General features: G+C 55.4%; 23 protein-coding genes. 20 read left to right on the forward strand and 3 right to left on the reverse strand.

Features of this window, described 5'->3' with window-relative positions; genetic code table 11:
• Window positions 1-53: 53 nt before the first annotated feature.
• Genes AC13DD_RS15845 through AC13DD_RS15860 form a run of 4 tightly spaced genes read left to right on the forward strand, consistent with a single transcriptional unit; the run spans window position 54 to window position 4,337 of the window.
• Entirely contained in the window at window positions 54-1,061 is a 1,008-nt protein-coding gene (locus tag AC13DD_RS15845) for a zinc-dependent alcohol dehydrogenase (RefSeq protein WP_482931430.1), read from the forward strand.
• A 30-nt stretch (window positions 1,062-1,091) separates the two neighbouring features.
• On the forward strand, window positions 1,092-1,490 hold the full coding sequence (locus AC13DD_RS15850; protein WP_482931431.1) for a 6-pyruvoyl trahydropterin synthase family protein: 399 nt from the start codon (window positions 1,092-1,094) through the stop codon (window positions 1,488-1,490).
• The gene (locus tag AC13DD_RS15855; protein WP_482931432.1) at window positions 1,477-3,417 is read left to right on the forward strand and encodes a glycosyltransferase; all 1,941 of its coding nucleotides are present in this window, start codon (window positions 1,477-1,479) and stop codon (window positions 3,415-3,417) included. Before AC13DD_RS15850 ends, AC13DD_RS15855 begins: the two co-directional genes overlap by 14 nt.
• On the forward strand, window positions 3,414-4,337 hold the full coding sequence (locus tag AC13DD_RS15860; RefSeq protein ID WP_219120209.1) for a lysylphosphatidylglycerol synthase transmembrane domain-containing protein: 924 nt from the start codon (window positions 3,414-3,416) through the stop codon (window positions 4,335-4,337). The genes AC13DD_RS15855 and AC13DD_RS15860 overlap by 4 nt, the downstream gene beginning before the upstream one ends.
• On the opposite strand, the gene AC13DD_RS15865 is transcribed toward AC13DD_RS15860, so the two are convergent.
• Window positions 4,321-5,193, reverse strand: a complete 873-nt coding sequence (locus tag AC13DD_RS15865; RefSeq protein ID WP_014577291.1) for a RibD family protein — start codon at window positions 5,191-5,193, stop codon at window positions 4,321-4,323. The genes AC13DD_RS15860 and AC13DD_RS15865 overlap by 17 nt on opposite strands.
• 141 nt (window positions 5,194-5,334) lie before the next feature.
• Here AC13DD_RS15865 and AC13DD_RS15870 point away from each other — a divergent pair, with 141 nt between their 5' ends.
• Window positions 5,335-5,571, forward strand: coding sequence for a hypothetical protein (locus AC13DD_RS15870; RefSeq protein WP_041645256.1), 237 nt, complete (start codon window positions 5,335-5,337; stop codon window positions 5,569-5,571).
• Window positions 5,572-5,587: 16 nt separating this feature from the next.
• On the opposite strand, the gene galU is transcribed toward AC13DD_RS15870, so the two are convergent.
• A complete protein-coding gene (galU, locus tag AC13DD_RS15875; protein ID WP_482931433.1) occupies window positions 5,588-6,424 on the reverse strand; it encodes a UTP--glucose-1-phosphate uridylyltransferase GalU in 837 nt (278 codons plus the stop codon).
• A 383-nt stretch (window positions 6,425-6,807) separates the two neighbouring features.
• On the opposite strand from galU, the gene AC13DD_RS15880 reads away from it, so the two are divergent.
• From AC13DD_RS15880 to AC13DD_RS15910, 7 genes are all read left to right on the forward strand, one after another.
• A complete protein-coding gene (locus AC13DD_RS15880; protein ID WP_482931434.1) occupies window positions 6,808-8,394 on the forward strand; it encodes an OpgD/OpgG family glucan biosynthesis protein in 1,587 nt (528 codons plus the stop codon).
• A gap of 111 nt (window positions 8,395-8,505) precedes the next feature.
• A complete protein-coding gene (locus AC13DD_RS15885; protein WP_014577287.1) occupies window positions 8,506-9,186 on the forward strand; it encodes a GntR family transcriptional regulator in 681 nt (226 codons plus the stop codon).
• A gap of 62 nt (window positions 9,187-9,248) precedes the next feature.
• Entirely contained in the window at window positions 9,249-10,136 is an 888-nt protein-coding gene (gene prpB, locus AC13DD_RS15890; RefSeq protein WP_088557101.1) for a methylisocitrate lyase, read from the forward strand.
• 188 nt (window positions 10,137-10,324) lie between these two features.
• Entirely contained in the window at window positions 10,325-11,455 is a 1,131-nt protein-coding gene (gene prpC, locus AC13DD_RS15895) for a bifunctional 2-methylcitrate synthase/citrate synthase (protein WP_482931435.1), read from the forward strand.
• Entirely contained in the window at window positions 11,452-14,049 is a 2,598-nt protein-coding gene (gene acnD / locus AC13DD_RS15900; protein WP_482931436.1) for a Fe/S-dependent 2-methylisocitrate dehydratase AcnD, read from the forward strand. Before prpC ends, acnD begins: the two co-directional genes overlap by 4 nt.
• Window positions 14,046-15,224, forward strand: coding sequence for a 2-methylaconitate cis-trans isomerase PrpF (gene prpF, locus AC13DD_RS15905; protein WP_482931437.1), 1,179 nt, complete (start codon window positions 14,046-14,048; stop codon window positions 15,222-15,224). The genes acnD and prpF overlap by 4 nt, the downstream gene beginning before the upstream one ends.
• A gap of 143 nt (window positions 15,225-15,367) precedes the next feature.
• Window positions 15,368-15,664 (forward strand): helix-turn-helix domain-containing protein, encoded by a 297-nt coding sequence (locus AC13DD_RS15910; RefSeq protein ID WP_482931438.1) that lies wholly within the window; start codon window positions 15,368-15,370, stop codon window positions 15,662-15,664.
• Window positions 15,665-15,821: 157 nt separating this feature from the next.
• On the opposite strand, the gene AC13DD_RS15915 is transcribed toward AC13DD_RS15910, so the two are convergent.
• Window positions 15,822-16,490: a PEP-CTERM sorting domain-containing protein gene (locus tag AC13DD_RS15915; RefSeq protein ID WP_482931439.1), complete on the reverse strand. Its 669-nt coding sequence runs from the start codon at window positions 16,488-16,490 to the stop codon at window positions 15,822-15,824.
• Window positions 16,491-16,836: 346 nt separating this feature from the next.
• On the opposite strand from AC13DD_RS15915, the gene prpD reads away from it, so the two are divergent.
• The 8 genes from prpD (at window position 16,837) to AC13DD_RS15955 (ending at window position 26,150) form a co-directional block, all read left to right on the forward strand.
• Window positions 16,837-18,321, forward strand: a complete 1,485-nt coding sequence (gene prpD, locus AC13DD_RS15920; protein WP_482931440.1) for a 2-methylcitrate dehydratase — start codon at window positions 16,837-16,839, stop codon at window positions 18,319-18,321.
• A gap of 158 nt (window positions 18,322-18,479) precedes the next feature.
• Window positions 18,480-19,241, forward strand: a complete 762-nt coding sequence (locus tag AC13DD_RS15925; protein ID WP_482931441.1) for a PEP-CTERM sorting domain-containing protein — start codon at window positions 18,480-18,482, stop codon at window positions 19,239-19,241.
• 192 nt (window positions 19,242-19,433) lie between these two features.
• On the forward strand, window positions 19,434-20,846 hold the full coding sequence (locus AC13DD_RS15930; RefSeq protein WP_482931442.1) for a TIGR03013 family XrtA/PEP-CTERM system glycosyltransferase: 1,413 nt from the start codon (window positions 19,434-19,436) through the stop codon (window positions 20,844-20,846).
• 14 nt (window positions 20,847-20,860) lie between these two features.
• Complete coding sequence (locus tag AC13DD_RS15935; RefSeq protein WP_482931443.1) at window positions 20,861-21,505, forward strand: XrtA/PEP-CTERM system exopolysaccharide export protein; 645 nt, start codon at window positions 20,861-20,863, stop codon at window positions 21,503-21,505.
• 60 nt (window positions 21,506-21,565) lie between these two features.
• Complete coding sequence (locus AC13DD_RS15940; RefSeq protein ID WP_482931444.1) at window positions 21,566-23,089, forward strand: XrtA system polysaccharide chain length determinant; 1,524 nt, start codon at window positions 21,566-21,568, stop codon at window positions 23,087-23,089.
• Window positions 23,089-23,943, forward strand: coding sequence for a P-loop NTPase family protein (locus AC13DD_RS15945; protein WP_482931445.1), 855 nt, complete (start codon window positions 23,089-23,091; stop codon window positions 23,941-23,943). Before AC13DD_RS15940 ends, AC13DD_RS15945 begins: the two co-directional genes overlap by 1 nt.
• A gap of 19 nt (window positions 23,944-23,962) precedes the next feature.
• A complete protein-coding gene (locus tag AC13DD_RS15950; protein ID WP_482931446.1) occupies window positions 23,963-25,222 on the forward strand; it encodes an outer membrane beta-barrel protein in 1,260 nt (419 codons plus the stop codon).
• A 61-nt stretch (window positions 25,223-25,283) separates the two neighbouring features.
• Window positions 25,284-26,150, forward strand: coding sequence for an XrtA system polysaccharide deacetylase (locus tag AC13DD_RS15955; protein WP_482931447.1), 867 nt, complete (start codon window positions 25,284-25,286; stop codon window positions 26,148-26,150).
• Window positions 26,151-26,157 lie beyond the last annotated feature (7 nt).

Genomic DNA, 26,157 nt, shown 5'->3' on the forward strand with positions numbered 1-26,157 from the left:
CCTGGCAGGGCGACGACCGGCACGTTTGAAAAACTGCCAAAAAGGAGATCCTTTTGCATCGCGACCCTGATGAGCCGAAAACCGAATCGATGGCACGGGCCTGGTGGGTAACCGGCGCCGGCAAGGGCGAGATTCTGGAAACGCCACTGGTTACCTCTGATGACGAGCAGAAGGACGAATTGGTCACGGTTCAGGCGCTGTATTCGGGTATCAGTCGGGGCACGGAATCACTGGTTTTCCATGGCCGGGTACCAAAGAGCGAATACGCAGCCATGCGGGCGCCGTTTCAGGAGGGAGATTTTCCCTGGCCGGTAAAGTACGGCTACGCCAGCGTCGGCAAAGTAGTGGAAGGGCCTGCCGAGTTAGTGGGCCAAACGGTGTTCTGCCTTTATCCGCATCAGAATTGCTACCGGGTGCCGGCGTCGGCGTTGACGCCTCTGCCCAAAGACCTGCCCGCCGAGCGAGCAATACTTGCCGCCAACATGGAAACCGCTGTAAACGGCCTCTGGGATGGAGCGCCAGCAGTCGGTGACCGCATTGCCGTGGTTGGTCTTGGTGTTGTTGGCCTGCTCGTCGCCTGGCTGGCGAGTCGTATCCCGGGAGCCCGAGTCACCGCGATCGATACGAATCCAGAGAGACAGGCCGTTGCCGAACAGCTCGGTTTGACCTTCAGCAGTGAGTCGGCCCCTGATGATCACGACCTTGTTATCCATGCCAGTGGCCACCCCTCGGGCCTGGAGACCGCTCTTGGGCTGGCAGGGCAGGAGGCGACCATTGTGGAAATGAGCTGGTACGGGGATCAGCTGGTATCTGCACCGTTGGGGGCCGCATTCCATCCGCGGCGTCTGACCCTGAAATCCAGCCAGGTGGGCCAGATAGTGCCATCTCGAGTTCCACGGTGGGACTATCGCAAACGCCTGGCGCTCGCATTGGAATTGCTCCAGGACGATGCGCTGGATGTGCTGATTACCGGCGAATGCAAGTTTGATGATCTACCAAAATCCATGGCGCGAATTCTGATTGATGGCCGGGATACTCTGTGCCATCGCGTTGTTTACTGAAAATCCAAAATTGCCTGCTAAGGAGAGACTATGTTCGGTTTGACGGTCCGGGACCACATGATGATTGCCCACAGCTTCAACGGAGAGATCTTTGGTCCTGCGCAGAAGGTTCATGGTGCCACCTATGTGGTCGACGTGACCTTTGAGCGTCACCAACTGGATAAGGACGACCTGGTCGTCGACATAGGCATGGCTTCCGAGCTTCTCAAAAGCATTCTCTCCGAATTCAATATGCAGAACCTGGACGACTTGCCGGAACTGCGTGGCCGGAATACCACCACCGAATTCATGGCCAAACTGGTTTTCGATCGTATGGCGGCAGCCATTCACGGTGGCCGTCTTGGCGAGACAGGAGAAGGGATTGTCAGCCTGAAAGTCACCCTCTCGGAATCCCACATTGCCTGGGCGAGCTACCATGCCGGAATCTGAAAAACCGGGCTTCCTAGAGTTTATTGTTCCGGGTGATCCGGAACAGAACACGGGCGGCTACCGGTATGTCCGCAAGCTCGTGGAAGCCCTGGGCGACGCCGGTTGCAGAACCCGGGTCAGTGGTTTGCCCGGGCAGTTTCCACGCCCGGACAGGGTTGCCCGTAGTGGAATGGATAAGAAGCTCGCGAGTCTGCCTGATGGCGCCTCTGTGGTACTCGATGGTCTTGCCATGGGGGGGCTGCCGGACATTGTTGAAAAGCATTCTCCACGCCTCAATCTGATCGCGCTGGTACACCACCCCCTGGCTGATGAAACGGGGATCAGCGAAGCCAATAGACAGTGGTTTTTTGATTCAGAAACGCGCGCGCTCGGATTTGTAAACGGGGTGATCACCACCAGCCAATATACCGCCGCTCGCCTGGCGGATTACGAGGTGCCGGCTGAGAGGGTCAGGGTTGCCGAGCCGGGTGTCACCGGAGCCGCGAACCCCAGAGGCTGTGATCAGTCGTCGCAAACCGGTACCCCGCACATTCTGTGCGTTGCTCATCTGTCACCCCGAAAGGCCCAGCATCAATTGGTGGAGGCGCTGGAAAACCTGAAGGGCGTGTCGTGGCAATGCACGTTGGCAGGGTCTGACAGTCGTGATCCGGAATATAGCCAGCAGGTTCGCCGGGCGATTGCAGAAGCGGGCCTTGAAGACAGGATTGCGCTGGCAGGGGAAGTCGAAGAAGCCGGGCTGGCCGAGCTCTACCGCAAGGCGGATCTCTTTGTACTGCCCTCCCTGTACGAGGGCTATGGCATGGTGATTGATGAGGCGCTGGCGGAAGCGCTACCCGTTATTTCCTCCGATGGCGGCGCCCTTGCCAAAACCTCTGCGAGGCCGGGAGTGGCTCAGTATTGTGCCGGCGATGTCAGGGCCCTTGAGGCGCGCCTCAGGAACTGGCTGGAACATCCGGAACAGCTTGAGCACGCCCGTAAACTTGCCGCAAGGGAATCCCGCCGAATCCGCTCATGGGCGGAGACCGGCAAAGATGTCTCAGAAGCGCTGCACTACTTCAGTGGCCTTTCCACGCATCTGCACCAGCATTCGGAATTCGAGAGCACATGGCTGGCAGCCCGGGAAGCAGCGGATCACCGGGCTCGCTCACAAGGGCTGACCGATCAGCTCAATCACTGGTTGTTGAATCGTTATGATGGCTTGTCGCCCGAGAGCCACTACCCAATGCAAATTGTCGACATTGGAACCGGTCGTGGCTCAAACGCGGTTTTCCTAGTGCCTGCGCTGCAGGTGCCTCAAACCTGGCTGGCACTGGATCAGGATTCTGCATTATTGCGGGAGGCCGGACAGCGTGTGGACTGCCTGGATGTGCCGTTCGAAACCCACCCGGTTCAGCTGACGTCGGAAAACATGGAGCAACAACTGCCCCGGGAGGCGGACCTGATAACAGCGTCAGCACTTATTGATCTGGTTTCCGAGCCATGGCTGGATACGTTAGCCCTCGCAGCCGCAGGAAGGAAGTCCGCGATGCTCATTGTGTTGAGCTACGCCGGTCACTTTGAGCTGTCTCCCGAGCATCCTGATGATGAGCTGGTGAAGACATTGGTAAATCGGCACCAGCACGGCGACAAGGGAATTGGTGCCGCGCTCGGGCCGGAGGCCAGCACTGTCTTGCAAGGCCTGCTGGTTGCCGAAGGTTACCGGGTTGAACTGGCGGAATCCCCCTGGATACTGGATGGCGCGGATCACGCCTTGGCCAAAATGCTGATGCAGGGCTGGATCGACGCGGCCATTGAGCAGTCAACTTACGAGGCGGACCGATTGTCACGCTGGCTGGAGACACGCAATCAGCAGTTATCCAAAGGGGATCTGAAGATTGTTGTGAGACATCTGGATCTGCTGGCACTGCCACCCGAGGCATTGCCTTGACCGAACTGCGTCAAAGGCAGGTGAAGCTGGCGGCCCGTTGGTTATTCACGGTTCTGGTTATCGGATTCGTGATCCGCTCGATTGATTCGGGTGAGCTCTGGCAGGAGCTTGCCCGCTTTTCTCCCTATGTCCTGGTTCCCGCACTGGCACTTACGGTCTTTCAGGTGGCGTTGTCTGCCTGGCGATGGCGTTACACCGTGGAACGGCTCGGGCTGCCCCTGGCCTATGGAGTAGCGGTGCGGGAGTACTATCTGGCGACGTTTCTGAACCAGGTGTTGCCGGGAGGTGTGCTCGGCGACGTAAACCGGGCCTGGCGACATGGCAGCGGCGCCGGAGAGCGCCTCTCCGCTGTGCACGGGGTGGCCATCGAGCGACTTTCGGGCCAACTGGTGTTGGCGCTCGTGGTTGTCATATCGGGCAGCTGGCTGCTCGGTTCCGGACGGGTAACGGCTGATCACTTGAACGGCGGCCTCTGGCTGGGCGCCGGCGTTATTGGGGTGTTTCTTGCACTCTGGCTGGCCCTCAAAACCGGGCTGGCGGCTTATCTTCAGCGGCTCAGGCGGGATCTTTACGAGTCTTTGCTAAACCGAACGGTGTTGCCGGTTCAGATTGGCTCATCTTTACTGGTGTTGGCAAGCTATCTTGGGGTTTTTCTCTGCCTGGCCTGGGGCGCAGGCTACATCGAAAGCACAGAGTCGGCGGCCATTATTGTCAGTCTGGGCAGTATCCTGTTGCTCAGCATGGTGGTACCGCTGACGGTTGCCGGTTGGGGCATCCGCGAGGGCGCGGCAGCCTTGCTGTGGCCGATGGCGGGATTGCCCGCGGAGCAGGGCGTGGCACTGAGCGTTGGGTACGGGGCGTTGGTTTTGGTGTCCAGTTTGCCAGGGGCTGCTTTTTTTCGACCTACACATCACGGGTAAAATCGAGGTCGAACAGCATATCGCTGCCGAGGTTTATAAGCTGGGCGCGCGGCCGCAAGGCATCATCCAGAAAGTCGATCTCAGGAAGCGAGAAGGCTGGTCTGCCGCTGCCGATGATCATGGGTGCGACCATCACGTGAAGGCGGTCCAGCAATCCAGCGTTCAGGAAGCACGAAACGGTAACACCACCCCCTTCCACAAAGACTTTTTTCAGCCCCAGGTCTGCGAGAACCTCGAGGATCACTCTCGGATCGACGGCATCTTCGGATTCGGCATCCCCGAGACAGGGAATCTCAGTAACCCCGGAACCGATCGATGGATTCTTCGCTTTCTCGTAAGTACCTGCCACCAACCGCAGGGTGGGAGCTTCGCCATCGGTGAACAGGTGATGGCTGTCCGGTACGCGATGGTGACGGTCAATGACCACGCGCACGGGGTTGCGGCCACTGGTGCGGCGAACGGTCAAACGGGGATTGTCTGTAGTGGCGGTTCCGGCTCCGACAACAACCGCATCCGACACTGCGCGGATCCGGTGCAGATGGGTAATTCCATCGTCGCCGTTGATGAAACGGGAGCGACCGGTAACCGTGGCAATGCGTCCGTCCAGGCTCTGGCCCAACTGACCAATAACTTTGGGGCTGCCGTTATCTGGCACTGGCCGGCAAAGGGGTAGGAATACCGAGAGCAGATCCTTTGCCTCACCCGTGGCCGGCTGCATCAGGTGCCAGGCTCCGTGGCCGTTAAGTTTTACCGCTTCTTTGTCGGTTCCCGGCAATGGCAGTGTCACATTGCTGCGGTTAACTGCGCTAAGCACCAACTCCCATGCCGAGTCGATATCCAGAGTTCTTGCCGCCATAAATAGCCTGTTTGGTTGTTGCCATCTTCAGTATAGGCAGATTGTGTGCAAAGCTATATGTACGTTACATTTCCGGATTGATTCACTTCGCAGGGCATTATCGGGACGAGTATCCCGGCTTGAATGACGAGGTAAGTGGCCATGCAGCATGCGCAACCCATTCAGCACTGGGAGCCAGAAAAGCCTGAGGACCATGGGCAACTTGAGCTGCCCGGTATTGCCCTGGATAAGAGCGACGAACTTCTGGAGTCGCTGGACGAGCTGGAACAAGTCCTCGAGAAGGTCCAGTTGACCACGGAAGAAGCGGAGCTTCTTCGCCGGTTCCGTAGGACAAGTGCGGAAAACCGGCGAATGATTCTGCAAATTCTGGGCAACTGATCCCGCCCCGGGTTTCTTATTTGCCTTTCTTGTAGATATTCTCGTAAACGTAGTTGGTGGCTTCCACAAAGCCATCAATGCTGCCGCAATCGAACCGGCGACCTTTGAACTGATAAGCCAGCACGCAACCATTTTTCGCCTGCTCGAGAAGGGCATCGGTGATCTGGACTTCACCGTTCTTGCCTGCCGGGGTCTTCTCAATAATTTCGAAGATATCCGGCGTGAGAATATAGCGGCCGATAATGGCGAGGTTGCTGGGCGCATCTTCCGGAGCCGGCTTTTCTACCATGTCTGTGATCCGGTAGAGGCCATCTTTCATGGATTCACCGGCGATCACCCCGTACTTGTGGGTTTCATCAGCCGGCACTTCTTCGATGGCCACAATAGAGCAGCGGAACTGGTTGTAGAGCTTCACCATCTGCGCCAGGACGCCATCTTCACCATCGGGGCCAATGCAGAAGTCATCCGCCAGCACGACCGCAAACGGGTTGTCACCCACCAGGTTGCGACCAGTCAGTATGGCGTGGCCGAGGCCCTTCATTTCATTCTGCCGGGTGAAGGCAAAACTGTTGTGGTCGATCAGCTCGCGGATGGAGGTCAGCAGCTCTTCCTTACCCGAGCCGGCAATCTGTTGTTCGAGCTCGTAGCTGATGTCGAAATGATCCTCGATGGCCCGCTTGCCGCGACCGGTCACGAAGCCGAATTCGTGAATACCTGCTTCGGCGGCTTCCTCAACGCCGTACTGAACCAGGGGTTTGTTTACCACCGGCAGGATTTCCTTGGGCATCGCCTTGGTGGCCGGAAGAAAGCGGGTGCCGTAGCCGGCGACGGGAAACAGGCATTTTTTGATCATATCGTTCGTCCTTTGATGGTCGGTTTCACGCCCTGTGGGCTGCTCAACGCCTCTGCGTAAGCCTATCAACAATTGTTCTATCACAAAGTGTGCCGAGTTTACCCAAGTTGTAACGACAAATGCAGGGCGGTTTTGGAAATTGTACGTTCTAGCAAAGAGCTATGGCCCCTTAGAGGAGGGTTCTTCAGGTTTACCATTACCAAAAATTTCTCTGACCATAGGTCTTTCAGTTCGACCCTCCTTGCCTGCCTGCACTCATTTGGTGCGCTTTCGGCAGCGTGGGTTCCTTACCCGAATAGGCTCTCTACCTTTTATTGTTCGTACATAGTCCACGTGATCTTCTCTATGGCAATCTATAGCCCGGTACAGGAGGGGCGAGACCAATGGACAGACGAACGCTGATCAAGCGGCTGGTAGCACTGGTAAGTGCCGGGGCGTTACCACTGTCGCCCCTTGTGAAAGGTGCCGGCCTTAAACCAGTAGCTGGTAGCAGTCCCCGTGCCTTCAGCTACGCCTGGCTCAAAGGTCGGGCCCGGGCACTGGCAGCTGAGGCGTATGTCTCCCATAAAGATGAATTGCCCCAATCCCTGAAATCCATTTCCTGGGATGACTACCAGGGCATCGCCTTCAGGCCCGACCGGGCGCTCTGGCGCGACGACGACACTGCTTTCCAGATTCAGCTCTTCCACCTTGGGCTGTATTTCCAACAACCCGTAAAAATCCATGAAGTCATTGATGGCGAGGCAACGGAACTGGGCTATCGACAGGATCTGTTCCGGTACAACGGCGATCAGCCCCTGGGCGATTTGCCAGAAGACCTGGGCTACGCCGGTTTTCGGATTCACTACCACAACAATTTCGCCCTGGACCTGGCCGCCTTCCTGGGCGCGAGCTATTTCCGGGCGGTGGGCTCCGAGATGCAATACGGTTTGTCGGCCAGAGGGCTGGCCATTGATACCGGCACTGCCGGCGAAGAAGAGTTTCCCCGGTTTTCCGAATTCTGGTTGGAGAAGCCGGCACCGGGCAGCCAGCTACTCAGGTTATGGGCTCTGTTGGATTCCCCCAGTATCACCGGCGCCTACGCGTTTGTGCTCGACCCGGGGCGCAACATGGTCATGGATGTGGATGTAGCGCTTTACCCGAGAACGGAAATCACGAGTGCAGGTATTGCGCCGCTGACCAGCATGTACCAGGTGGGCGAAAATGATGATCGCATGGGCTACGACTGGCGTCCGGAAATACACGATTCTGACGGCCTCGCCATTCGCAACGGCAACGGCGAGTGGTTGTGGCGGCCACTGGTGAATCCCGTCAATCTCCGGTTCAACACTTTTCAGGATAACAATCCCGTTGGCTTTGGCCTGCTGCAGCGGGACAGGGATTTCGACCACTACCAGGATGATGGCGTGTTTTACGATCGCCGGCCCAGCCTCTGGGTGGAGCCCCGGGGAGACTGGGGGCGGGGCAGTGTTGATTTGGTGGAAATCCCTACCGTGGATGAAACTTTCGACAACATCGTCGCCTTCTGGCATCCGCAGGAACCTCTGTTGCCAGGCCGGGAATACCTCTACAGCTACCGCCTGCACTGGGGCGAGCAGGCTCCGTTGCAACCTTATGAATTAGCCACGGTGCAGGCAACCAGGACCGGGCTGGGCGGTGTCGTGGGCCAGGAGCGCACCTATTTCTCTTGGCGCTTTGCCGTTGATTTCGCCGGCGGCGCGCTTGAAATGCTCGCCAAGGATGCTGAGGTAGAGCCGGTCATAACCGTGAGCCGCGGAGACATTGAAATCACTTCCGCAAGACCATTGTCTGCAATCGACGGCTACCGGGCCATGTTCGACCTGGTGCCGGATGACTCGATTGAACCCATCAATATCCGCCTGTACCTCAGGCTGGGCGGCGAGCCGCTGACGGAGACCTGGCTATATCAGTACACTCCGCCACCGGTCGCCGAACGCCAGATCTACTGATTGGCTCTACCTATTGTAAACAATCTGCAGCTCAATTTAGCCAATATTGTTGACAATATGATCGCTCAAGCGTAGCTTTGCTCAAAATCAACCCGGTTTTGTTGACAAACTATGGCTGAGTTACTGTCTACCACCTACACCCGCGCCGATGAGGCGTTTGATTGTCTGCAAACGGCAATCGTCAAAGGGGAACTGGCGCCCGGCGAGAAGATCGGCGAACTGGAGCTTTGTTCCCGTTTTAACCTCACCCGCGGCCCGCTTCGAGAAGCACTTGGCCGACTTGAATCCCGTGGATTGCTGGTGCGGCGTCCCCACGCCGGCGTCAAGGTGGTTTCAGTCAGCGCATCCGAGTTAATGGAGCTCTACCGCATACGCGAAGTCATGGAGGGGCTGGCCGCTCGACAGGCCGCCGAGCGCATGACCGACCAGGAAATTGCCGACCTTCAGGCCACCCTCGACACCCACGAACGCATGATCGATGAAGCCCAGGGCCAGGCCTATTACCAGGCCGAAGGGGATTACGACTTCCACCACAGAATCGCCACCGGTAGCCGCAATACCAAACTTGCCCAGATGCTGTTGGGTGATCTTTATTACATGGTACGGATGTACCGTTACCGTCTCAGCACCTCCACCGGGCGCCCCCAGCGGGCACTGGGTGAACACCGCCGTATCGTCGAGGCCATCGCCCAGCGCGATGGGGAACTCGCCGAATTTCTGATGAAACGCCATATCAACGCAGCAAGACAGAACATCGAGAGAAAGATCGAGGAAGGCGAGCTCACAATTTGAACAAGGGGGGCAGACCCCGATTTCATGCACAAATTTACGAATAACCAAGAGAGGCCAACACCATGTCCAACAAACTCAGCCCCGGCGCCCGCTTCCGCAAAGCGCTCAAAGACAACCAGCCCCTTCAGATTGTCGGAACCATCAACGCCTACGCCGCTATGATGGCCGAGAAAGTGGGTCATCAGGCCATTTATCTTTCCGGTGGCGGCGTCGCTAACGCCTCCTACGGTTTGCCGGATCTGGGCATGACCTCCATGAACGATGTGGTCGAGGACGTTCGCCGAATTACCGCAGCTACCGACGTACCTTTGCTGGTTGATATTGATACCGGCTGGGGTGGTGCTTTCAACATCGGCCGCACCATCCGCGAGATGGAGCGTGCCGGTGCAGCCGCTGTCCACATCGAAGACCAGGTTGCCCAGAAACGCTGTGGTCACCGCCCGAACAAGGAAATCGTGTCCCAGGAGGAGATGGTCGACCGCATCAAGGCCGCCGTGGATGCCCGGGAAGACAAAGACTTCTTTATCATGGCCCGTACCGACGCGTTCCAAAAAGAGGGCCTCGAAGCCGCTATCGAGCGCGCCAAGGCCTGCATTGAAGCCGGCGCCGACGGCATCTTTGCCGAAGCGGTTACGGAACTTGAGCACTACAAGGCCTTCTCCGAAGCTCTGGACGTACCCATCCTGGCCAACATCACCGAATTTGGTGCCACACCGCTATACAACCGCAAGGAACTGGCCGAAGCCGGCGCCGACATGGTTCTGTACCCACTCAGCGCCTTCCGCGCCATGAACAAGGCCGCCCTGACTGTTTACCAGAACATTCTGGAGAAGGGCGACCAGAAAGACGTGGTTGATCTGATGCAGACCCGGATGGAACTTTACGATTTCCTGAACTATCACGATTTCGAGCAGAAGCTGGACCAGCTGTTCCAGCAGAGCAAAGGCTAACAGCATTTATCCCCTCTCCCCTAGCGGGAGAGGGCCAGGGAGAGGGGGTAGAGAAGCACTCCGCAGAATCGGAAGCTTCCCCTCTCCCCCGGCCCCTCTCCCGCACGGGGAGAGGGGAGTCACAAATATTCAGGATTGGCCCAAGGGGTAATCCGACACCCCAAACAAGATAACGATGGGAGACAACAATGGCTGAAGCAAAAAAACTAAGCGGCGCAGGCCTCCGTGGCCAGGTAGCTGGTGAAACCGCCTTGTGTACCGTTGGCCAGAGCGGCGCAGGCCTGACCTACCGCGGCTACGACATTGCCGATCTGGCTGAGAAAGCCCAGTTTGAAGAAATCGCGTACCTGCTGCTGCGCGGCAAACTGCCAAACCGTCAGGAACTGGATGCCTACAAGAAAAAGCTCCAGAGCCTCCGTGGCCTGCCTGCTGCCCTGAAAACCGTGCTTGAGCAGGTCCCCAAAGACGCGCACCCGATGGACGTGATGCGCACCGGCTGCTCCATGCTGGGCAACCTGGAAACCGAAGAAGATTTCAGCGAGCAGGACGACAAGATCGACCGCATGCTGGCGGTGTTCCCGTCCATCATCACCTACTGGTACCGCTTCGCCCACGAAGGCGTTCGGATTGAGACCGACAGCGACGTGGACTCCATCGGCGGCCATTTCCTGGAGCTGCTGCACGGCAAGAAGCCCAGCGAACTCCACGAGCGCGTGATGAACGTGTCTCTGATCCTGTACGCAGAGCACGAATTCAACGCCTCCACTTTTACCGCCCGCGTTTGTGCCTCCACCTTGTCTGACATCCACAGCTGTGTGACCGGCGCCATCGGTTCTCTGCGCGGTCCTCTGCACGGTGGTGCCAACGAGGCAGCCATGGCCCTGATCCAGAAGTTCAAGACCCCGGAAGAGGCCGAAGAAGGTCTGATGGGCATGCTTGAGCGGAAAGAGAAAATCATGGGCTTCGGCCATGCGATCTACAAAGAATCCGACCCGCGCAACGCCATAATCAAGCAGTGGTCGAAGAAGCTGGCGGAAGAAGTGGGCGATACCGTGCTGTACCCGGTATCAGAGCGCTGTGAAGCCGTTATGTGGCGCGAGAAGAAGCTGTTCTGTAACGCCGATTTCTTCCACGCCTCTGCCTATCACTTCATGGGCATTCCGACCGAACTGTTCACCCCGATCTTTGTGATGTCCCGGGTATCCGGCTGGACCGCCCACGTGAAAGAACAGCGTGAGAACAACCGCATCATTCGCCCAAGCGCCGATTACACCGGCCCGGCGGATGCCAAGTGGGTTCCGATTGAGGAGCGGCCATGAACACTGAATACCGCAAGAGTCTGCCAGGTACCGACCTGGACTATTTCGATACTCGCCAGGCCGTGGAAGACATCCAGGCCGGCGCGTACGACAAGCTCCCGTACACCTCCAAGATCCTGGCTGAGCAACTGGTTCGCCGGTGCGATCCTGAGGTGCTGACGGATTCCCTGAAACAGCTGATCGAACGCAAGCGCGACCTGGATTTCCCCTGGTATCCGGCCCGCGTGGTATGCCACGACATTCTTGGCCAGACCGCTCTGGTGGATCTCGCAGGTTTGCGTGACGCCATTGCCGAGAAGGGCGGTGATCCGGCCAAGGTTAACCCCGTGGTCCCGACCCAGCTGATCGTGGATCATTCCCTGGCCGTTGAGCACGCCGGTTTTGAGAAGGACGCGTTCGAGAAGAACCGTCAAATTGAAGACCGCCGCAACGACGACCGGTTCCACTTCATCAACTGGACCAAGACCGCGTTCAAGAACGTGGACGTGATTCCCCCCGGCAACGGCATCATGCACCAGATCAACCTGGAAAAGATGTCCCCGGTGGTTCAGAACCGCGATGGAGTGGCTTTCCCGGATACCTGTGTTGGCACTGACAGCCACACACCGATGGTGGATGCCCTGGGTGTAATCTCCGTGGGTGTAGGTGGCCTGGAAGCTGAGAGCGTTATGTTGGGCCGTGCCTCCATGATGCGCCTGCCGGATATTGTTGGTGTTGAACTGACAGGCAAGCTGCAGCCGGGTATCACCAGTACCGATATGGTCCTGGCCATCACCGAATTCCTGCGTAAGGAAAAAGTGGTAGGCGCTTACCTGGAGTTCTATGGCGAGGGCGCAGACAGCCTTAGCGTGGGTGACCGTGCCACCATCTCCAACATGACTCCGGAGTATGGTGCCACCGCAGCGATGTTCTACATTGACGGCCAAACGATCGACTACCTGAAACTGACCGGTCGTGAAGACGATCAGGTTGCCCTGGTGGAGAAATACGCCAAAGAGACAGGTCTCTGGGCCGACAGCATGAAGAACGCCGAATACGAGCGTGTGCTGAAGTTCGACCTGTCCAAAGTGGCCCGTACCCTGGCTGGCCCCTCCAACCCCCATGCGCATTTGCCCACATCCGAACTGGCAGAGCGCGGCATTGCCGGTGAGTGGGAGCAGGAAGAGGGCAAGATGCCGGATGGTGCCTGCATCATCGCCGCCATCACTAGCTGCACTAATACCAGTAACCCCCGCAATATGGTGGCTGCCGGCCTGATCGCCCGCAACGCCAACAAGCTGGGTCTGACCCGCAAGCCCTGGGTGAAGACCTCCCTGGCGCCGGGTTCCAAGACCGTGAAGATGTACCTGGAAGAAGCCAAACTGCTGCCGGAGCTGGAACAACTCGGCTTTGGCGTGGTGGCCTTCGCCTGCACCACCTGTAACGGCATGAGTGGCGCCCTGGATCCGAAGATCGCGCAGGAAATCATGGATCGTGACCTGTTCTCCACTGCCGTGCTCTCCGGTAACCGGAATTTCGACGGCCGGATTCACCCATACGCCAAGCAGGCATTCCTGGCGTCGCCGCCGCTGGTGGTAGCCTATGCGATTGCAGGCACCATCCGTTTTGACATCGAAAAAGATGCCCTGGGCTACGATCAAGACGGCAATCCCGTCACCCTGAAGGACATCTGGCCGGACGATGCTGAAATCGATGCCATCGTGAAATCCAGCGTGAAGCCGGAACAGTTCCGCAGCACCTACATCCCAATGTTCGACATCACCCGCGATGCCCAGGCCAACACGAACCCGCTGTATGAGTGGCGCCCCCAGAGCACCTACATCCGTCGCCCGCCTTACTGGGAAGGTGGCATGGTCGGTGAGAAAACCCTCAAGGGCATGCGTCCGCTGGCGGTGTTGCCGGACAACATCACCACCGACCACCTGTCGCCCTCAAACGCGATCATGATGAACAGTGCCGCTGGTGAGTACCTGCATAAGATGGGCGTGCCGGAGGAAGACTTTAACTCCTACGCCACCCACCGTGGTGATCACCTGACAGCCCAGCGCGCTACGTTTGCCAACCCCAAACTGTTCAACGAAATGGTCCGGGATGAAAACGGCAACGTGAAGCAGGGCTCCCTGGCCCGCATCGAGCCGGAGGGCAAAGTGGTCCGCATGTGGGAAGCCATCGAAACCTACATGGAGCGCAAGCAGCCGCTGATCATCATCGCCGGTGCCGACTACGGGCAGGGCTCCTCCCGTGACTGGGCCGCCAAGGGCGTAGCACTGGCAGGCGTAGAAGCCATCGTGGCCGAAGGCTTCGAGCGGATTCACCGCACCAACCTGATCGGAATGGGCGTGATGCCCCTGCAGTTCGAGGAAGGCACCACTCGCAAGACCCTTGGCATCGACGGCACCGAAACCTACGACGTGGAGGGCACCCCTGCGCCTCGCGCAGAGCTCACGCTGGTCATTCATCGGAAGAACGGCAGCACCGAGCGCATTCCGGTCGTCTGCCGCCTGGACACCGCTGAAGAAGTGTCTATCTACAGCGCTGGTGGGGTGTTGCAGCGGTTTGCTGAGGATTTCCTGCAATCGGAAGGTGCGGCATGACACACAAGCCACAAATAAAAATCCCCGCCACGTACATGCGTGGCGGCACCAGCAAAGGCGTGTTCTTCCGGCTGAAGGATTTGCCGGAAGCCTGCCAGAGCCCGGGCGAAGCCCGGGACAAACTGTTATTGCGGGTGATCGGCAGCCCCGACCCCTACCAGAAGCAAATCGACGGTATGGGCGGCGCCACCTCCAGCACCAGCAAAACCGTGATCCTGGCAGAGCCCACTCAGCCGGATCACGATGTCGATTACCTGTTCGGCCAGGTTTCCATCGACAAGCCGTTTGTGGACTGGAGCGGTAACTGCGGCAACCTCACCGCCGCCGTAGGCGCTTTCGCCATCAACAGCGGCTTCGTTGCCAAAGAGCGGATTCCGGAGAACGGCACCTGCACCGTCCGCATCTGGCAGGCCAACATCAAGAAAACCATCGTCGCCCACGTGCCCATCACCAACGGTGAAGTCCAGGAAACCGGTGATTTCGAGCTCGACGGCGTCACCTTCCCGGCCGCCGAAGTGCAGGTGGAATTCATGGACCCGGCTGACGGCGAAGGCTCCATGTTCCCCACCGGCAACCTGGTGGACGACCTTGAAGTGCCGGGCGTAGGCACCCTGAAAGCCACCATGATCAATGCTGGCATCCCCACGATCTTCGTGAACGCCGAAGACATTGGTTACAAAGGCACGGAGCTGCAGGACGACATCAACTCCGATCCGAAAGCCCTGGCAATGTTTGAAACCATCCGGGCCCATGGCGCGGTGAAGATGGGGTTGATCCAGAACATCGAAGAAGCGGCCAATCGCCAGCACACCCCGAAAGTGGCCTTCGTAGCGAAGCCTTCGGATTACGTGTCATCAAGCGGCAAAAACATCGGGGCAGGGGATGTGGATGTCCTGGTTCGTGCTCTGTCCATGGGCAAGCTCCACCACGCTATGATGGGCACGGCTGCAGTGGCGATTGCCACGGCATCGGCGGTTCCCGGAACCCTGGTGAATCTGGCTGCAGGTGGTGGCGACCGAACCCATGTGACCTTTGGTCACCCCTCAGGTACTTTGCGTGTGGGGGCGGAAGCGAAGGAAGTGGATGGTCAGTGGACCGCAACCAAAGCCATTATGAGCCGCAGTGCGCGGGTTGTGATGGAGGGTTGGGTTAGGGTGCCTGGGGATAGCTTTTAAGAGCCAGGGCATGAGTTAAAAAGTCTCGAAGCCGGAGTTCGAAAGCTCCGGTTTTGTTTTTCTAAAGAACTTAACGATAATTTCGTGATCAGTGCTAAGTCTTCCATTTGAGGTTTACGGTGAAGTATCGGGAATTGCTTGAGATGGTTCAGGATGCACGCGACATTCAAGACGCCGATGCAGCTCTCGCGGCCCTTTCAACCGGAGAGGATGAGGCTATTCCCGCATCGGTCGTGGCGCGCCTACTGGCAGGTGATGAACATCCGCTGAAGGTCTGGAGGGAGTATCGCGGCTACACCCAAGAATCAATTGCCAAAGAAGCTGGGATAGGAAAATCGTACGTGTCTCAAATCGAGGCGGGATCTAAAACGGTGTCGACAAAAGTACTTGGAGCAATTGCGAAAGCCCTTCAAGTTGATCTCGACGATTTGTTGGAGTGATTTTGGTTATAGAGTCGACCATACGAAGGGCAGGCCTGCAACTAAGACCTTTATGACCCGCAGTGTGCGGGTATTGAGGGGAGGTTGGGTTAGGGTGCCTTAGGTAAAAAAAAAACCGGGGCATTCGGGCCCCGGTTCTCTATAACTACCCGAGAATTCAGGCCTTGCGGCGTTTCACGCCAAGTCCGAGCAAACCCAAACCTAGCAGTGCGAGTGTGCTTGGCTCTGGCACTTCGGTGACCTCACCTGAATACAAAAGGCCGAATGGGTTCGACTTTGTGTCGGTACCCGAGCCTACCTGGTAGGAAACCATTGACAGAGTGTAAGTTCCGGCGGCCAAAGAAGTAGCGAAATTAAAGCCCTCGTCAACTTCGCATCCAATGGGTCCATCGGCGCAAGTGGACTGGGTGAAGTTGGCAGCTTTCACCATTTCGCCATTCAGCAACAGATCAGAAGTGTCGTCAGTCCAGATCCAGAAATCCAGAAGTCCGCTGGTCCCAAGGGTAAATGTTTCAGTGACGGTCATGATTGATTGTTTACCATCGGGATTCTCGGCGCTGCCTGCTCTGGGAGCAAGAACATCTCCACCATATCCAGTGTCCGCATAAGATACCCAAACCGAGCCTTCATAAGGTGAGTTTTCTGGAGCCCATTGCGGATGGGGGTCGACTTCCTGAAGCGAGCAGGAGTCGCCAGCGTTAGCACCAAAGGCATCGCCCAGAGCGCAACTTGCGGTGCCACCACCGGAAAGAATTGGCAAGGCAAGGGTCGAAGCGGAAAATCCCATACCTATGAGTAGTGCAAAAATACCTGTTGTTTTGTTCATTCGAATTCTCCATGTGAATTGCACGAAGTGATCGATTCGCACTTCCAAAAGAAATAACGCGAGTTTCGTGCCAGAAATAGACGGTGCCGCTATTTCAGTGTGTTAGGGAGAAGAGGTTAGGGTTTGGAGAGGGTTCTGTAAATTATTTGGACAGTTTGCGTGTCCGTGCATCATTCCTTAACTATCTAACCGTGTGCGTCTGAACATCCACATGAATTGTGAATTTAAATCTCCAATATTTAGGGGTTTATTCTCCTGGTTTGGATTTTGTTTTGTAAACGCTCTAAAGAATTGCGGCTTTGCACAATAGACTAGTCTTATAGGAAAGCATTTCAGGAGCAGAACCATGAGCACCAATGTCGACCAGAATCAGCGCCCCGAATACGACAATGTCATCCAGCAGATTGCGGATTACACTCTGAACTACCAGATCACCAGCGAGGAAGCCTGGAACACAGCCCGCTACTGCTTGATGGATACTCTCGGGTGCGGCCTTCTGGCGCTGCGTTTCCCCGAGTGTATAAAACATCTCGGCCCAATTGTTGAGGGAACAACCGTCCCCCATGGCGCCCGCGTACCAGGGACTTCCTTCCGGCTGGATCCGGTAAAGGCAGCTTGGGATATTGGCTGTATCGTCCGCTGGCTGGACTACAACGATACCTGGCTAGCGGCTGAGTGGGGACACCCATCAGACAACCTTGGCGCCATACTGGCCGTTGCAGACCATCTCTCGCAAAAACAGGTTGCCGAAGGCAAAGAGCCTCTAACCATGCGTAGCGTTCTGGAAGCCATGATCATGGCCCACGAAATCCAGGGCGTTGTGGCACTCGAGAACTCGTTCAACCGGGTAGGGCTTGATCACGTGGTACTGGTAAAAGTCGCGTCTGCGGCGGTTTCGGCAAAACTGATGGGGGCCAACCGCGAGCAGATGCTCTCTGCATTGTCCCACGCCTGGGTGGACGGACAGTCGCTCAGGACATACCGCCATGCCCCCAACGCAGGCTCCAGAAAATCCTGGGCTGCCGGCGACGCCACATCGCGGGCGGTGAGGCTTGCTGATATCGCTATGCGTGGAGAGATGGGTATCCCCAGCGCGTTAACGGCGCCGCAGTGGGGCTTCTATGACGTACTGTTCAGCAAGACCAACAAGGATCAAAAGCTGAAGCCTGAGGGCAAGCGTCAGTTTTCTTTACCACAGGAATTTGGCTCCTACGTCATGGAAAACATCCTGTTCAAGATTTCCTTCCCCGCCGAATTCCACGCACAGACGGCTGCTGAGGCTGCAGTAACGCTTCACCCCGAGGTGAAAGAACGGCTCGATGAAATCGACAAAATTGTCATCACTACCCACGAATCCGCGATCCGCATAATCTCCAAGGTCGGAAAACTGGCAAACGCGGCTGACCGGGATCATTGCCTCCAGTACATGACAGCCATTCCTCTGATTTTCGGTACTCTCATCGCAGAACACTATGAAGACTCTTTTCACGAGGCGCACCCGATCATCGATACCCTACGGGACAAAATGGAGATCGTGGAAGATGAGCGCTATACCCGGGAATACCTGGAGGATGATAAGCGTTCGATAGCCAATGCGGTTCAGGTATTTTTTAGCGATGGCAGCAGCACCGAAAAAGTGGCCGTTGAGTATCCGATTGGCCATCGCAGGCGCAGAAACGAGGGAATGCCATTGCTGTTAGATAAATTTCGCCACAACCTCACTACCCGTTTCCCGTCTCAGCGATGCGACCAGATAAGTGCCCTATGCAAGGATCAGCAAGGCCTGGAAGCAACTGCAGTACAGAATTTTGTTTCACTTTTTACAATTTAGTGAGGGTGGACAGGCCAACTGTCAGGAGTTTTTACACAACGTTAAGCTCATTGGCTTGTTTGTGTTTTAACTAGTTGAAATTACGGGGCTAAAAATTTCGGCCCCGAATTTGCTTAAAGGGAGAAGACGCTAAAAAAGAAGTACCAGGGAGCAGTATCATGGTTATGTCTTCATTCCTTCGATTGGCAGCCGGAATCTCGGTTGCGTCAGCATTTGCTTTTTCATCCATCGCACAAGCCAATGTCATCCATTACGTTAGCGGGCCCGGAGCCACTCAGAGTGACGAGCAGGCCTTTTGGGACCAGCTCTCCAGTCGACAAACGGAAGGTTTTGAGGAGCTCGAAAGCGGCTATCAAAACCTGGTAGTCAATACCAGTGTGGGCGACTTCTCGACCATCAAAAATGACCTCGATAAGTATGGCCAATCCTGTAGCCAAGGAGGCTTTACGTGCGGTGGAGGGTTGGGGGTTGTGGAAGGTAACCTTTACGGGCGCTTTCCGATGCCAACTGACACTGACAACAAACAATATCTGGATAGCCTTGACCATCAAGTCTTCGACTTCAAGCCAATAGAAGGCGTGAATGCCATTGGCTTTTTCCTGACGGACCCTAACGACCAGTGGGGCACCCTGGACATCAAAGTTAGCGGGATTGATGACGTTTTTACCGAATCCATTCAAAATATTCTTGGAACCGATGGCAACATATTGTCCGAAAACGCTTATTACCTGAGCTTTTTCTCGCTGAGCGGCTCTATTGAAAAGCTTTCCTTCAATATGAATAACACCAGTGATGGCATCGGTATAGACAATGTTACCGTTGGCAGTGTGGCTGTCCCTGAGCCTGGCACCCTGGCGCTCCTCGGCCTTGGTATTACCGGGCTCGCGCTGTCGCGGAGGCGAAAGCAGGCGAAATCGTAAACAGGGGTTATCCAACTGACAGGTCGGAGAAGTCCGGCCTGTCAGTTTTGTTTACAAATTACGAAATGCATCGAAAAGGTTACGTCCCCTCGATTGAAGTAAACCCAAATTGAAGTACACTGTTGCTCTGAAATCGCTGTATAGAACGCAAAGGATGCGGTTTTATGGTTGTGAGCAGCAAAAGGAGTCGACGTGGCCCACGTCAGATTGTTTAGGCATTACCTTCATCTTCCCTTCGTCATTCTTGGCCTGATCGACTTTATTGTTCTGGGTTTCGCTCTGTCATCTACCGTATTTTTCCGTTTTTACGGCGACTTGCAGTTTTTCCTCGATAGCTTTTTATTTGTTCTTCCGTCCGCTGTTGCATTTGCACTGATCAATCTCATCGTCATGCTGTCTTTGGGGGTTCACCAGTCACGCCTGGAAGAAGGAATGTCCGGCATGATGTTGCGGACCATAATGGGGCTTATCATCAGCATTCCTTTGTGTGGATTTGCGTATTTTCTTGTCAGCGACTGGTTCTGGTATCTCGGGACATTCAATGTCTTGAGCACGGCTTCAGTTTTCGGATTCTTTCTTCTTGGTATTGCTCGAGTGGTGTTTTTCGCCCTGGTTGGAAAGGATACTTTCCGGCGCCGCGTGTTGGTTCTGGGTGCCGGCTATCGAGCCCGGCAATTACTAGAGGATCTGGAAAGCCCCTTGAATCGGAAGGGGTTCGTGTTTGATGGATTCGTTCCGTTGCCGGATGAACCTGTCGAGGTGAACGACGAGCATCTGATCCAATTATCGGGAACAATGCAACAGTACATCCTGAAGCATCCTGTACGGGAAATAGTGGTTGCCGTGGACGATCGTCGCAAAGGCCTTCCGATGGATGACCTGCTGGAATGCAAAATTGAAGGCGTCAAAATTATTGACGGTGCCAACTTTTATGAGCGCGAATCCCGGAAGGTGGCTCTGGAGATGATTACCCGGGGCTGGTTGGTGTTTTCCGATGGCTTTACTGTTTCCTCCGTTTACGGAGTGGGTAAGCGTTCCCTCGATCTTTTAGCCGCAATAACGCTGTTGATCGTCAGTTTGCCTTTCATGATTTTCACAGCTATTGCGATTAAAATTGAGGACGGCTGGAAAGCACCTGTTCTCTACAGCCAGGAACGGGTCGGCCTGAACAATAGTATTTTCAAAGTTCACAAATTCCGGTCCATGATTACCGATGCCGAGAAAAACGGCGCTGTCTGGGCGACGAAAAACGATGCCCGGGTTACCAAAGTTGGTGCATTCATCAGGAAAGTCAGAATTGATGAATTGCCACAGATCTTCAACGTACTAAATGGGTCCATGGCATTCGTAGGCCCCAGACCAGAGCGCCCGGTGTTTGTGGAGCAGTTATCTGCCAAGATTCCGTTCTATAGCGAACGGCACCGGGTAAAACCCGGTCTTACTGGCTGGGCGCAACTATGCTTTGCTTATGCAGACAACGAAGAGGACACCCGGGAGAAACTGCGGTACGACCTCTACTATATAAAGAATCAGAGTCTATTGCTTGATCTCTTGGTAATAATTCAGACAGTAGAAGTGGTATTGTTCAAGAAAGGCTCCCAGTAAGAAGAGGAATTAAAATGTCACGGAAGTATATGCCTGTCAGTTGGATTGCTGCCCTCCTTGCCGCTGTTTTGCTTAGCGGTTGTGCTACCCAGTCTCCGTCTTCACCTGAAAAAATCCGTGAAGCGCTTGCGCTCTCCCAGGAGCAAAGTGTTCAGGAGTACATAATCGGAGCAACAGACGTTGTGAACGTATCCGTTTGGCGGAATCAGGATCTCAGTGTCTCTGTCCCCGTAAGGCCTGATGGAAAGATTTCAGTTCCACTCATTGGTGATGTTCAGGCAAGTGGGGAAACACCTGAGCATTTGGCAGATTCGGTAGAGCGGCGGCTGGCCTCGTATATCCGGGAACCTCAGGTCAGCGTGGTTGTCACTTCGATGGGAAGTCATGAATTTACAGACCGGGTTCGAGTGACTGGCGCTGTGGGGCAGCCAACATCCACACCCCACCGCGATGGCATGACCGTTCTCGATATTGTTCTGGGTTCGGGCGGGCTGACACCGTTTGCTTCAGGCAACAACGCCATGCTTTATCGGTCACTCAATGGTGAAGTGGTGGCTATTCCCGTAAGACTGGATGACATCCTCGAGCGGGGGGATATCTCCACAAACTACGCACTCCGCCCAGGAGACATACTGACTATTCCGGAACGAAATTTCTGATCAGAAGTGGAAAAACGCTGAAGTCAGAACAACGATACATGGATTAATTGAGTACTTGTTATGGCGTTGCCGCTTAGTCAACTACCAAGAGAAGCTGTAAGGGAAGTCAGGTCCAGGAAAGGCCTCGCTTTTCTCCTGTTTTTGGGCGTGAGCGCCGTTGTCCTGGCTGCTGGCTTTCTGTGGCCCTATAAATACTACTCGGAAGTTGTAATATTTGTAGACGACAGCAATATCATCCGGCCATTAATGGAAGGAAGTGCCGTTGCCACACGAATCAGCGATCGAGCTTCCGCGGCTCAGGAACTGCTTAGCACCAGACGAGTTCTTGTCCAAGTAGCTGAAGATACGAGCATATTTGGCCAAGAGGCTAGCAGCCTCTCGGAAGAGCAGATGGAAAGCCGGATTGCCATGTTGCGCTCGAACATGGAGGTTCGTCCCAGGCGGGATAACTTCTTCAGCATTGGGTTTTCGTCACAGTCTCCCCTCAGGTCCTTCAAGTTGGCGCAGCGATTAGGCCAGGCTTTCATCGAAGAAAACAATCAGCGTCGGCGTAGTGAAAGCCGTTCGGCCTACGATTTCATTGATAAACAAGTAAAAAGCTATGAGCAGCAGATCGCTCAGGTTGAGCAGCGTCTCCAAAACTTTCTCTCGCAGAATGTCGACGGTACCGAAGAAGAAGCCAACTCGCGCATGGCGAGGCTAAGAAGCGAGATTGAACTGGCTGAGCTGGAGCTTGAAGAGTTGCAATCAAGAGCCGGTTCTCTTGAAGAGCAGCTGGCAGGTATCAGCCCCACGCTTCAAGGCAGGGGGGAAGACGTATATCAGCAACGTATTATGGCGCTTGAAGAGCGGCTGGACTCGCTGAGGCTCCAGTATCATGACAGCTATCCGGATATCGTCATTCTCAAGGAACAACTGGCAGAGCTCCGTAACCAGCGAGACAGAGCGCAAAGCCAGGAAGAGCCGGTTCGCGGAAACAATACCGGCGAAACCATTTCTAACCCGATCTATCAAGATGTCCGTTCCCAACTCGTCCAAACTCGCACTGATATTGAAAGCGTCGAGACACGGATTCGTTCGTTGAACCGTTTGATGGCAGAGCAAGAAAAACGAATGGAGCGCATTCAGGCCAACAAAGCGGAGTATTCTGACCTCACTCGCGACATGGCGGTGAACAAAGAAATATACAACGATCTGCTCAAACGTCGAGAAAAAGCCCGGGTCTCCATGCATCTGGACATCGAAGGGCAGGGGCTCAATTACCACATTAATGAGGCGGCGCAATACCCTCGTGCGCCTACCGGGCCCAAATTTGAGATGTTTGCTTTGGCAGGACTGCTACTTGGTATTGCCGCTCCGTTCGGCGCGGCCGTTGGATGGGCGCAGGTTGATCCAAGAATACGTTGCCGGGAACAGCTCGAAGAAGAGCTTGATATGCTTGTTCTTGAACAGATTCCTCAAGTACGTACGCCCTATGAAAAGCGCAGAGACAGGCGTTCGACCATAACCCTGATCGTATTGGCGGTTATTGTTGCTGGTGCATATATCGGTGTTGCAGTGGCCAGATATCTTGGAGTTATCTGATGAATGATACCGAGCGTAGTCGCAGATCCAGATCACCCGAGAACGACGAAGCAAATACGTCGGTTTCAGAAACGTCAGTTCAGGGGCGCTCCTGGTCTGATGACTATTCGGACTCCCAAATGCTGGTTCCCAGTTCTCTTGAATTGGGCGCAGGGGCTGTCGACAAGTACGTCATCAGCAAACAGATCTCCCGAATGCAGGAGCCCCGAAGGTTGACCACGGATGATATGGACGAGCGCCGTATCATCTACCCGGAATCGCCTAACAGAAAACTCATCAACCACTTTCGAAACTTGCGGACCAAACTCCTTGAAAAATCAGGTGGCAACAACTTCACGCTGGTGGTCACCGGAGCATGCGAAGGGGCTGGTTCCTCGTTTATTGCCCTGAATCTCGCCGCAGCATTTGCATTTGATCAGGCCAAAACCGCGGTTGTAATCGACTGCAATCTGCGCGAGCCGGCACTGCATACAGCATTGGACATTATGCCAGATGCCGGTTTGACCGATTTTCTGGATGATCCTGATTACGAAATTGGCAGGATTCTCTACCCCACCGGTATTCCCCGGTTGAGACTGATTCCTGCCGGGAGTCGCCGGGAAACGCCATCGGAGTTTTTCACATCTTTCAGAATGAAGCAGTTTCTGCAGGCAGTAAGGCGGCGGTATCCGGACCGGTTCATCATTATCGATACAGCGCCTGTTTCTCAGTCGCCGGACGCGCGAATACTGACGGATCTCTGTGATTACGCCATGCTGGTTGTTCCTCATGGCAAGCTGACCGCGGCCGGTGTTGAAAACGCGGCACAGGCATTCAGTTCGGAAAAATACGTGGGGGCGGTTCTGAATGGATAACTCGGCGGTGTCATGGACGATGCGTAAAAAGCTTGGTTTTTGTGCAGCAGCTCTGCTGGTGGCACTTCCCCCTTCTGTTTATTCGGAACCACTGGGTGTAACCGGCACCCTATCTGCGCGTTCGACGGATAACGCCGGGAAAGACCAGCGTGAAGAGTCTGGAACCGAAGCCACAACCCGGGTTCGGGTAACCTACAGCCGGGAAAGCGGGCGATGCCGGTCTGATCTGGACGGGTCTCTCGGATATTCCTACTGGCTGAACGATTTTTACGACCCGGAAACGAGGGCCAAAGCGGGTTTTAACGGGAACTGTGAAATTACGCCCGGGCTGAACTGGCAGCTAAGCGATAATCTGAGCGAAGTGTTACAGAGTTCCCGGGAGAATGACACGCCCGATAACCGCACCAGAAAAAACATCTTTCGCACCGGGCCCGTTCTTACCTTACCCCTTGGCCCTGTTGATCAGCTCAGCACATCTTTGCAATATGAAAACACGGAGTATGAAGACCCGGAAACCCAAGACAGCGAACGTTACATTGGCAGTCTTGGCTGGAATCACCAATTCGACCGAACGCTGTCCGGAGGCTTGTCAGCCACATCCAACCGACAGGAGTTGGACAATGGAGCAGAAACCGACTCTGATTCCATTAATCTGAACTTTAACAAAATCTGGGCCACTTCCTCACTGAACGGCAGCATCGGGCTCAGCGAGCAGGCGGTTTCGTTTGGCAGCGTTGACCAAACCAACGACGCTGTGATTGGTAATTTGCGTTTTACCAGAGAAATTAACCCTACAGCATCATTTTTTATTGCGGCGTCCAGAGAATTGACGGACCAGGCCTCGGATTTCACGGTTCGTTTTGAAGATGTCGCGTTTGATTTAACGGAAGAGAGTGGGGTTGAGGTGACGGCAATTGATGCCGGGTTGAACAAGGTATTCAGTGATGGCACTCAGATGAGTTTACAAGCGTTTGCCAACCGGTCCGATTACCTTCAGACAATTGAGCAGGAGGATGCACTGGGGCTGAGGTTTAACGTGAGCCGGAGTATTCGCCCAAGGCTTAGTATCAATGGCAATGGGTTTTTTGAGTACCTCCGCTACGAGGAAGACTCGCGGGATGACCAGTTACTGTCCGCCAGTGTCGGGCTTACCTACAACCTGTCACCGGATCTCGACTGCACGGCAAGCCTCGGGCATTCCAGGCGTGACAGCGATCTTCCATCTGCGGAATACGAAGAGAATTGGATCCAGGTTGGCCTGAGTTATCGATTCCTGTAGAGATGAAATAGCGCTCCCGAAATTAGCCGACGATTCACACATTCGAACACTCCGGAGTTACATGGACGTGATCAGAAACGCCCTGACCATAGATGTAGAAGATTATTTCCAGGTAGCGGCACTTGCGGAATCTATTGATCGCAAGGACTGGCCATCGATGGAATACCGCGCCGAGAAAAATACGGATGAGCTTCTGGAGTTACTTGAACAGAAAGACCTTCGGGCCACGTTTTTCACCCTCGGCTGGATTGCGGAGCGATCCCCGGAACTTGTCCGCCGTATTCAGCAAGGGGGGCACGAAATCGCAAGCCATGGATACAGTCATCAGTTGGTTTACAACCAGAGCCCCGACGTTTTTCGTGAAGAAACCAGAAAATCAAAAGCGATACTGGAAGACATAACGGGTGAGCGGGTCTTTGGCTATCGCGCGGCGAGCTATTCGATAACCGCGAAGTCTCGCTGGGCACTGGATATTCTCTGCGAGGAAGGCTTCACCTGGGACTCATCCATATTCCCGGTGCACCACGATCGCTACGGCATGCCGGGTACGCCTCACGAGCCATACCGGTTACAGGCCCCCAACGGCGGCACTTTGCTTGAGTTTCCGCTCTCAACCTGCCCGGTGGGCAACTATCGGATGCCGGTTGCGGGCGGCGGTTATTTCCGGCTCTACCCTTACTGGTTAAGCCGGTGGGGGCTGGGCCGGATCAATCAGGCAGGGCAGCCTTTTATATTCTATCTGCACCCCTGGGAAATCGATCCGGGGCAGCCTCGAGTCGACGTTAGCGCTTTCTCACGATTTCGGCACTACAATAACCTCGACAAATGCAAGGGCCGGCTCGAACGGCTGTTGGGAGACTTCCGGTTCGGTACGGTATCGGATGTGTTCTCCGACGTGGATGTGCCGTCTGAAGCTGTTGCAGTCTGAGAGGCGG

Source organism: Marinobacter sp. L-13, from assembly GCF_056857715.1.

Coding starts and splice junctions, on each gene's coding strand:
- galU (WP_482931433.1), bottom strand. CDS start 6,424: ATGATCAAAAAATGCCTGTTTCCCGTCGCCGGCTACGGCACCCGCTTT.
- AC13DD_RS15910 (WP_482931438.1), top strand. CDS start 15,368: ATGGTTCAGGATGCACGCGACATTCAAGACGCCGATGCAGCTCTCGCG.
- prpB (WP_088557101.1), top strand. CDS start 9,249: ATGTCCAACAAACTCAGCCCCGGCGCCCGCTTCCGCAAAGCGCTCAAA.
- AC13DD_RS15865 (WP_014577291.1), bottom strand. CDS start 5,193: ATGGCGGCAAGAACTCTGGATATCGACTCGGCATGGGAGTTGGTGCTT.
- AC13DD_RS15925 (WP_482931441.1), top strand. CDS start 18,480: ATGGTTATGTCTTCATTCCTTCGATTGGCAGCCGGAATCTCGGTTGCG.
- AC13DD_RS15850 (WP_482931431.1), top strand. CDS start 1,092: ATGTTCGGTTTGACGGTCCGGGACCACATGATGATTGCCCACAGCTTC.
- AC13DD_RS15915 (WP_482931439.1), bottom strand. CDS start 16,490: ATGAACAAAACAACAGGTATTTTTGCACTACTCATAGGTATGGGATTT.
- prpF (WP_482931437.1), top strand. CDS start 14,046: ATGACACACAAGCCACAAATAAAAATCCCCGCCACGTACATGCGTGGC.
- AC13DD_RS15950 (WP_482931446.1), top strand. CDS start 23,963: ATGCGTAAAAAGCTTGGTTTTTGTGCAGCAGCTCTGCTGGTGGCACTT.
- prpD (WP_482931440.1), top strand. CDS start 16,837: ATGAGCACCAATGTCGACCAGAATCAGCGCCCCGAATACGACAATGTC.
- AC13DD_RS15870 (WP_041645256.1), top strand. CDS start 5,335: ATGCAGCATGCGCAACCCATTCAGCACTGGGAGCCAGAAAAGCCTGAG.
- acnD (WP_482931436.1), top strand. CDS start 11,452: ATGAACACTGAATACCGCAAGAGTCTGCCAGGTACCGACCTGGACTAT.
- AC13DD_RS15855 (WP_482931432.1), top strand. CDS start 1,477: ATGCCGGAATCTGAAAAACCGGGCTTCCTAGAGTTTATTGTTCCGGGT.
- AC13DD_RS15935 (WP_482931443.1), top strand. CDS start 20,861: ATGTCACGGAAGTATATGCCTGTCAGTTGGATTGCTGCCCTCCTTGCC.
- AC13DD_RS15945 (WP_482931445.1), top strand. CDS start 23,089: ATGAATGATACCGAGCGTAGTCGCAGATCCAGATCACCCGAGAACGAC.
- AC13DD_RS15885 (WP_014577287.1), top strand. CDS start 8,506: ATGGCTGAGTTACTGTCTACCACCTACACCCGCGCCGATGAGGCGTTT.
- AC13DD_RS15955 (WP_482931447.1), top strand. CDS start 25,284: ATGGACGTGATCAGAAACGCCCTGACCATAGATGTAGAAGATTATTTC.
- AC13DD_RS15880 (WP_482931434.1), top strand. CDS start 6,808: ATGGACAGACGAACGCTGATCAAGCGGCTGGTAGCACTGGTAAGTGCC.
- AC13DD_RS15940 (WP_482931444.1), top strand. CDS start 21,566: ATGGCGTTGCCGCTTAGTCAACTACCAAGAGAAGCTGTAAGGGAAGTC.
- prpC (WP_482931435.1), top strand. CDS start 10,325: ATGGCTGAAGCAAAAAAACTAAGCGGCGCAGGCCTCCGTGGCCAGGTA.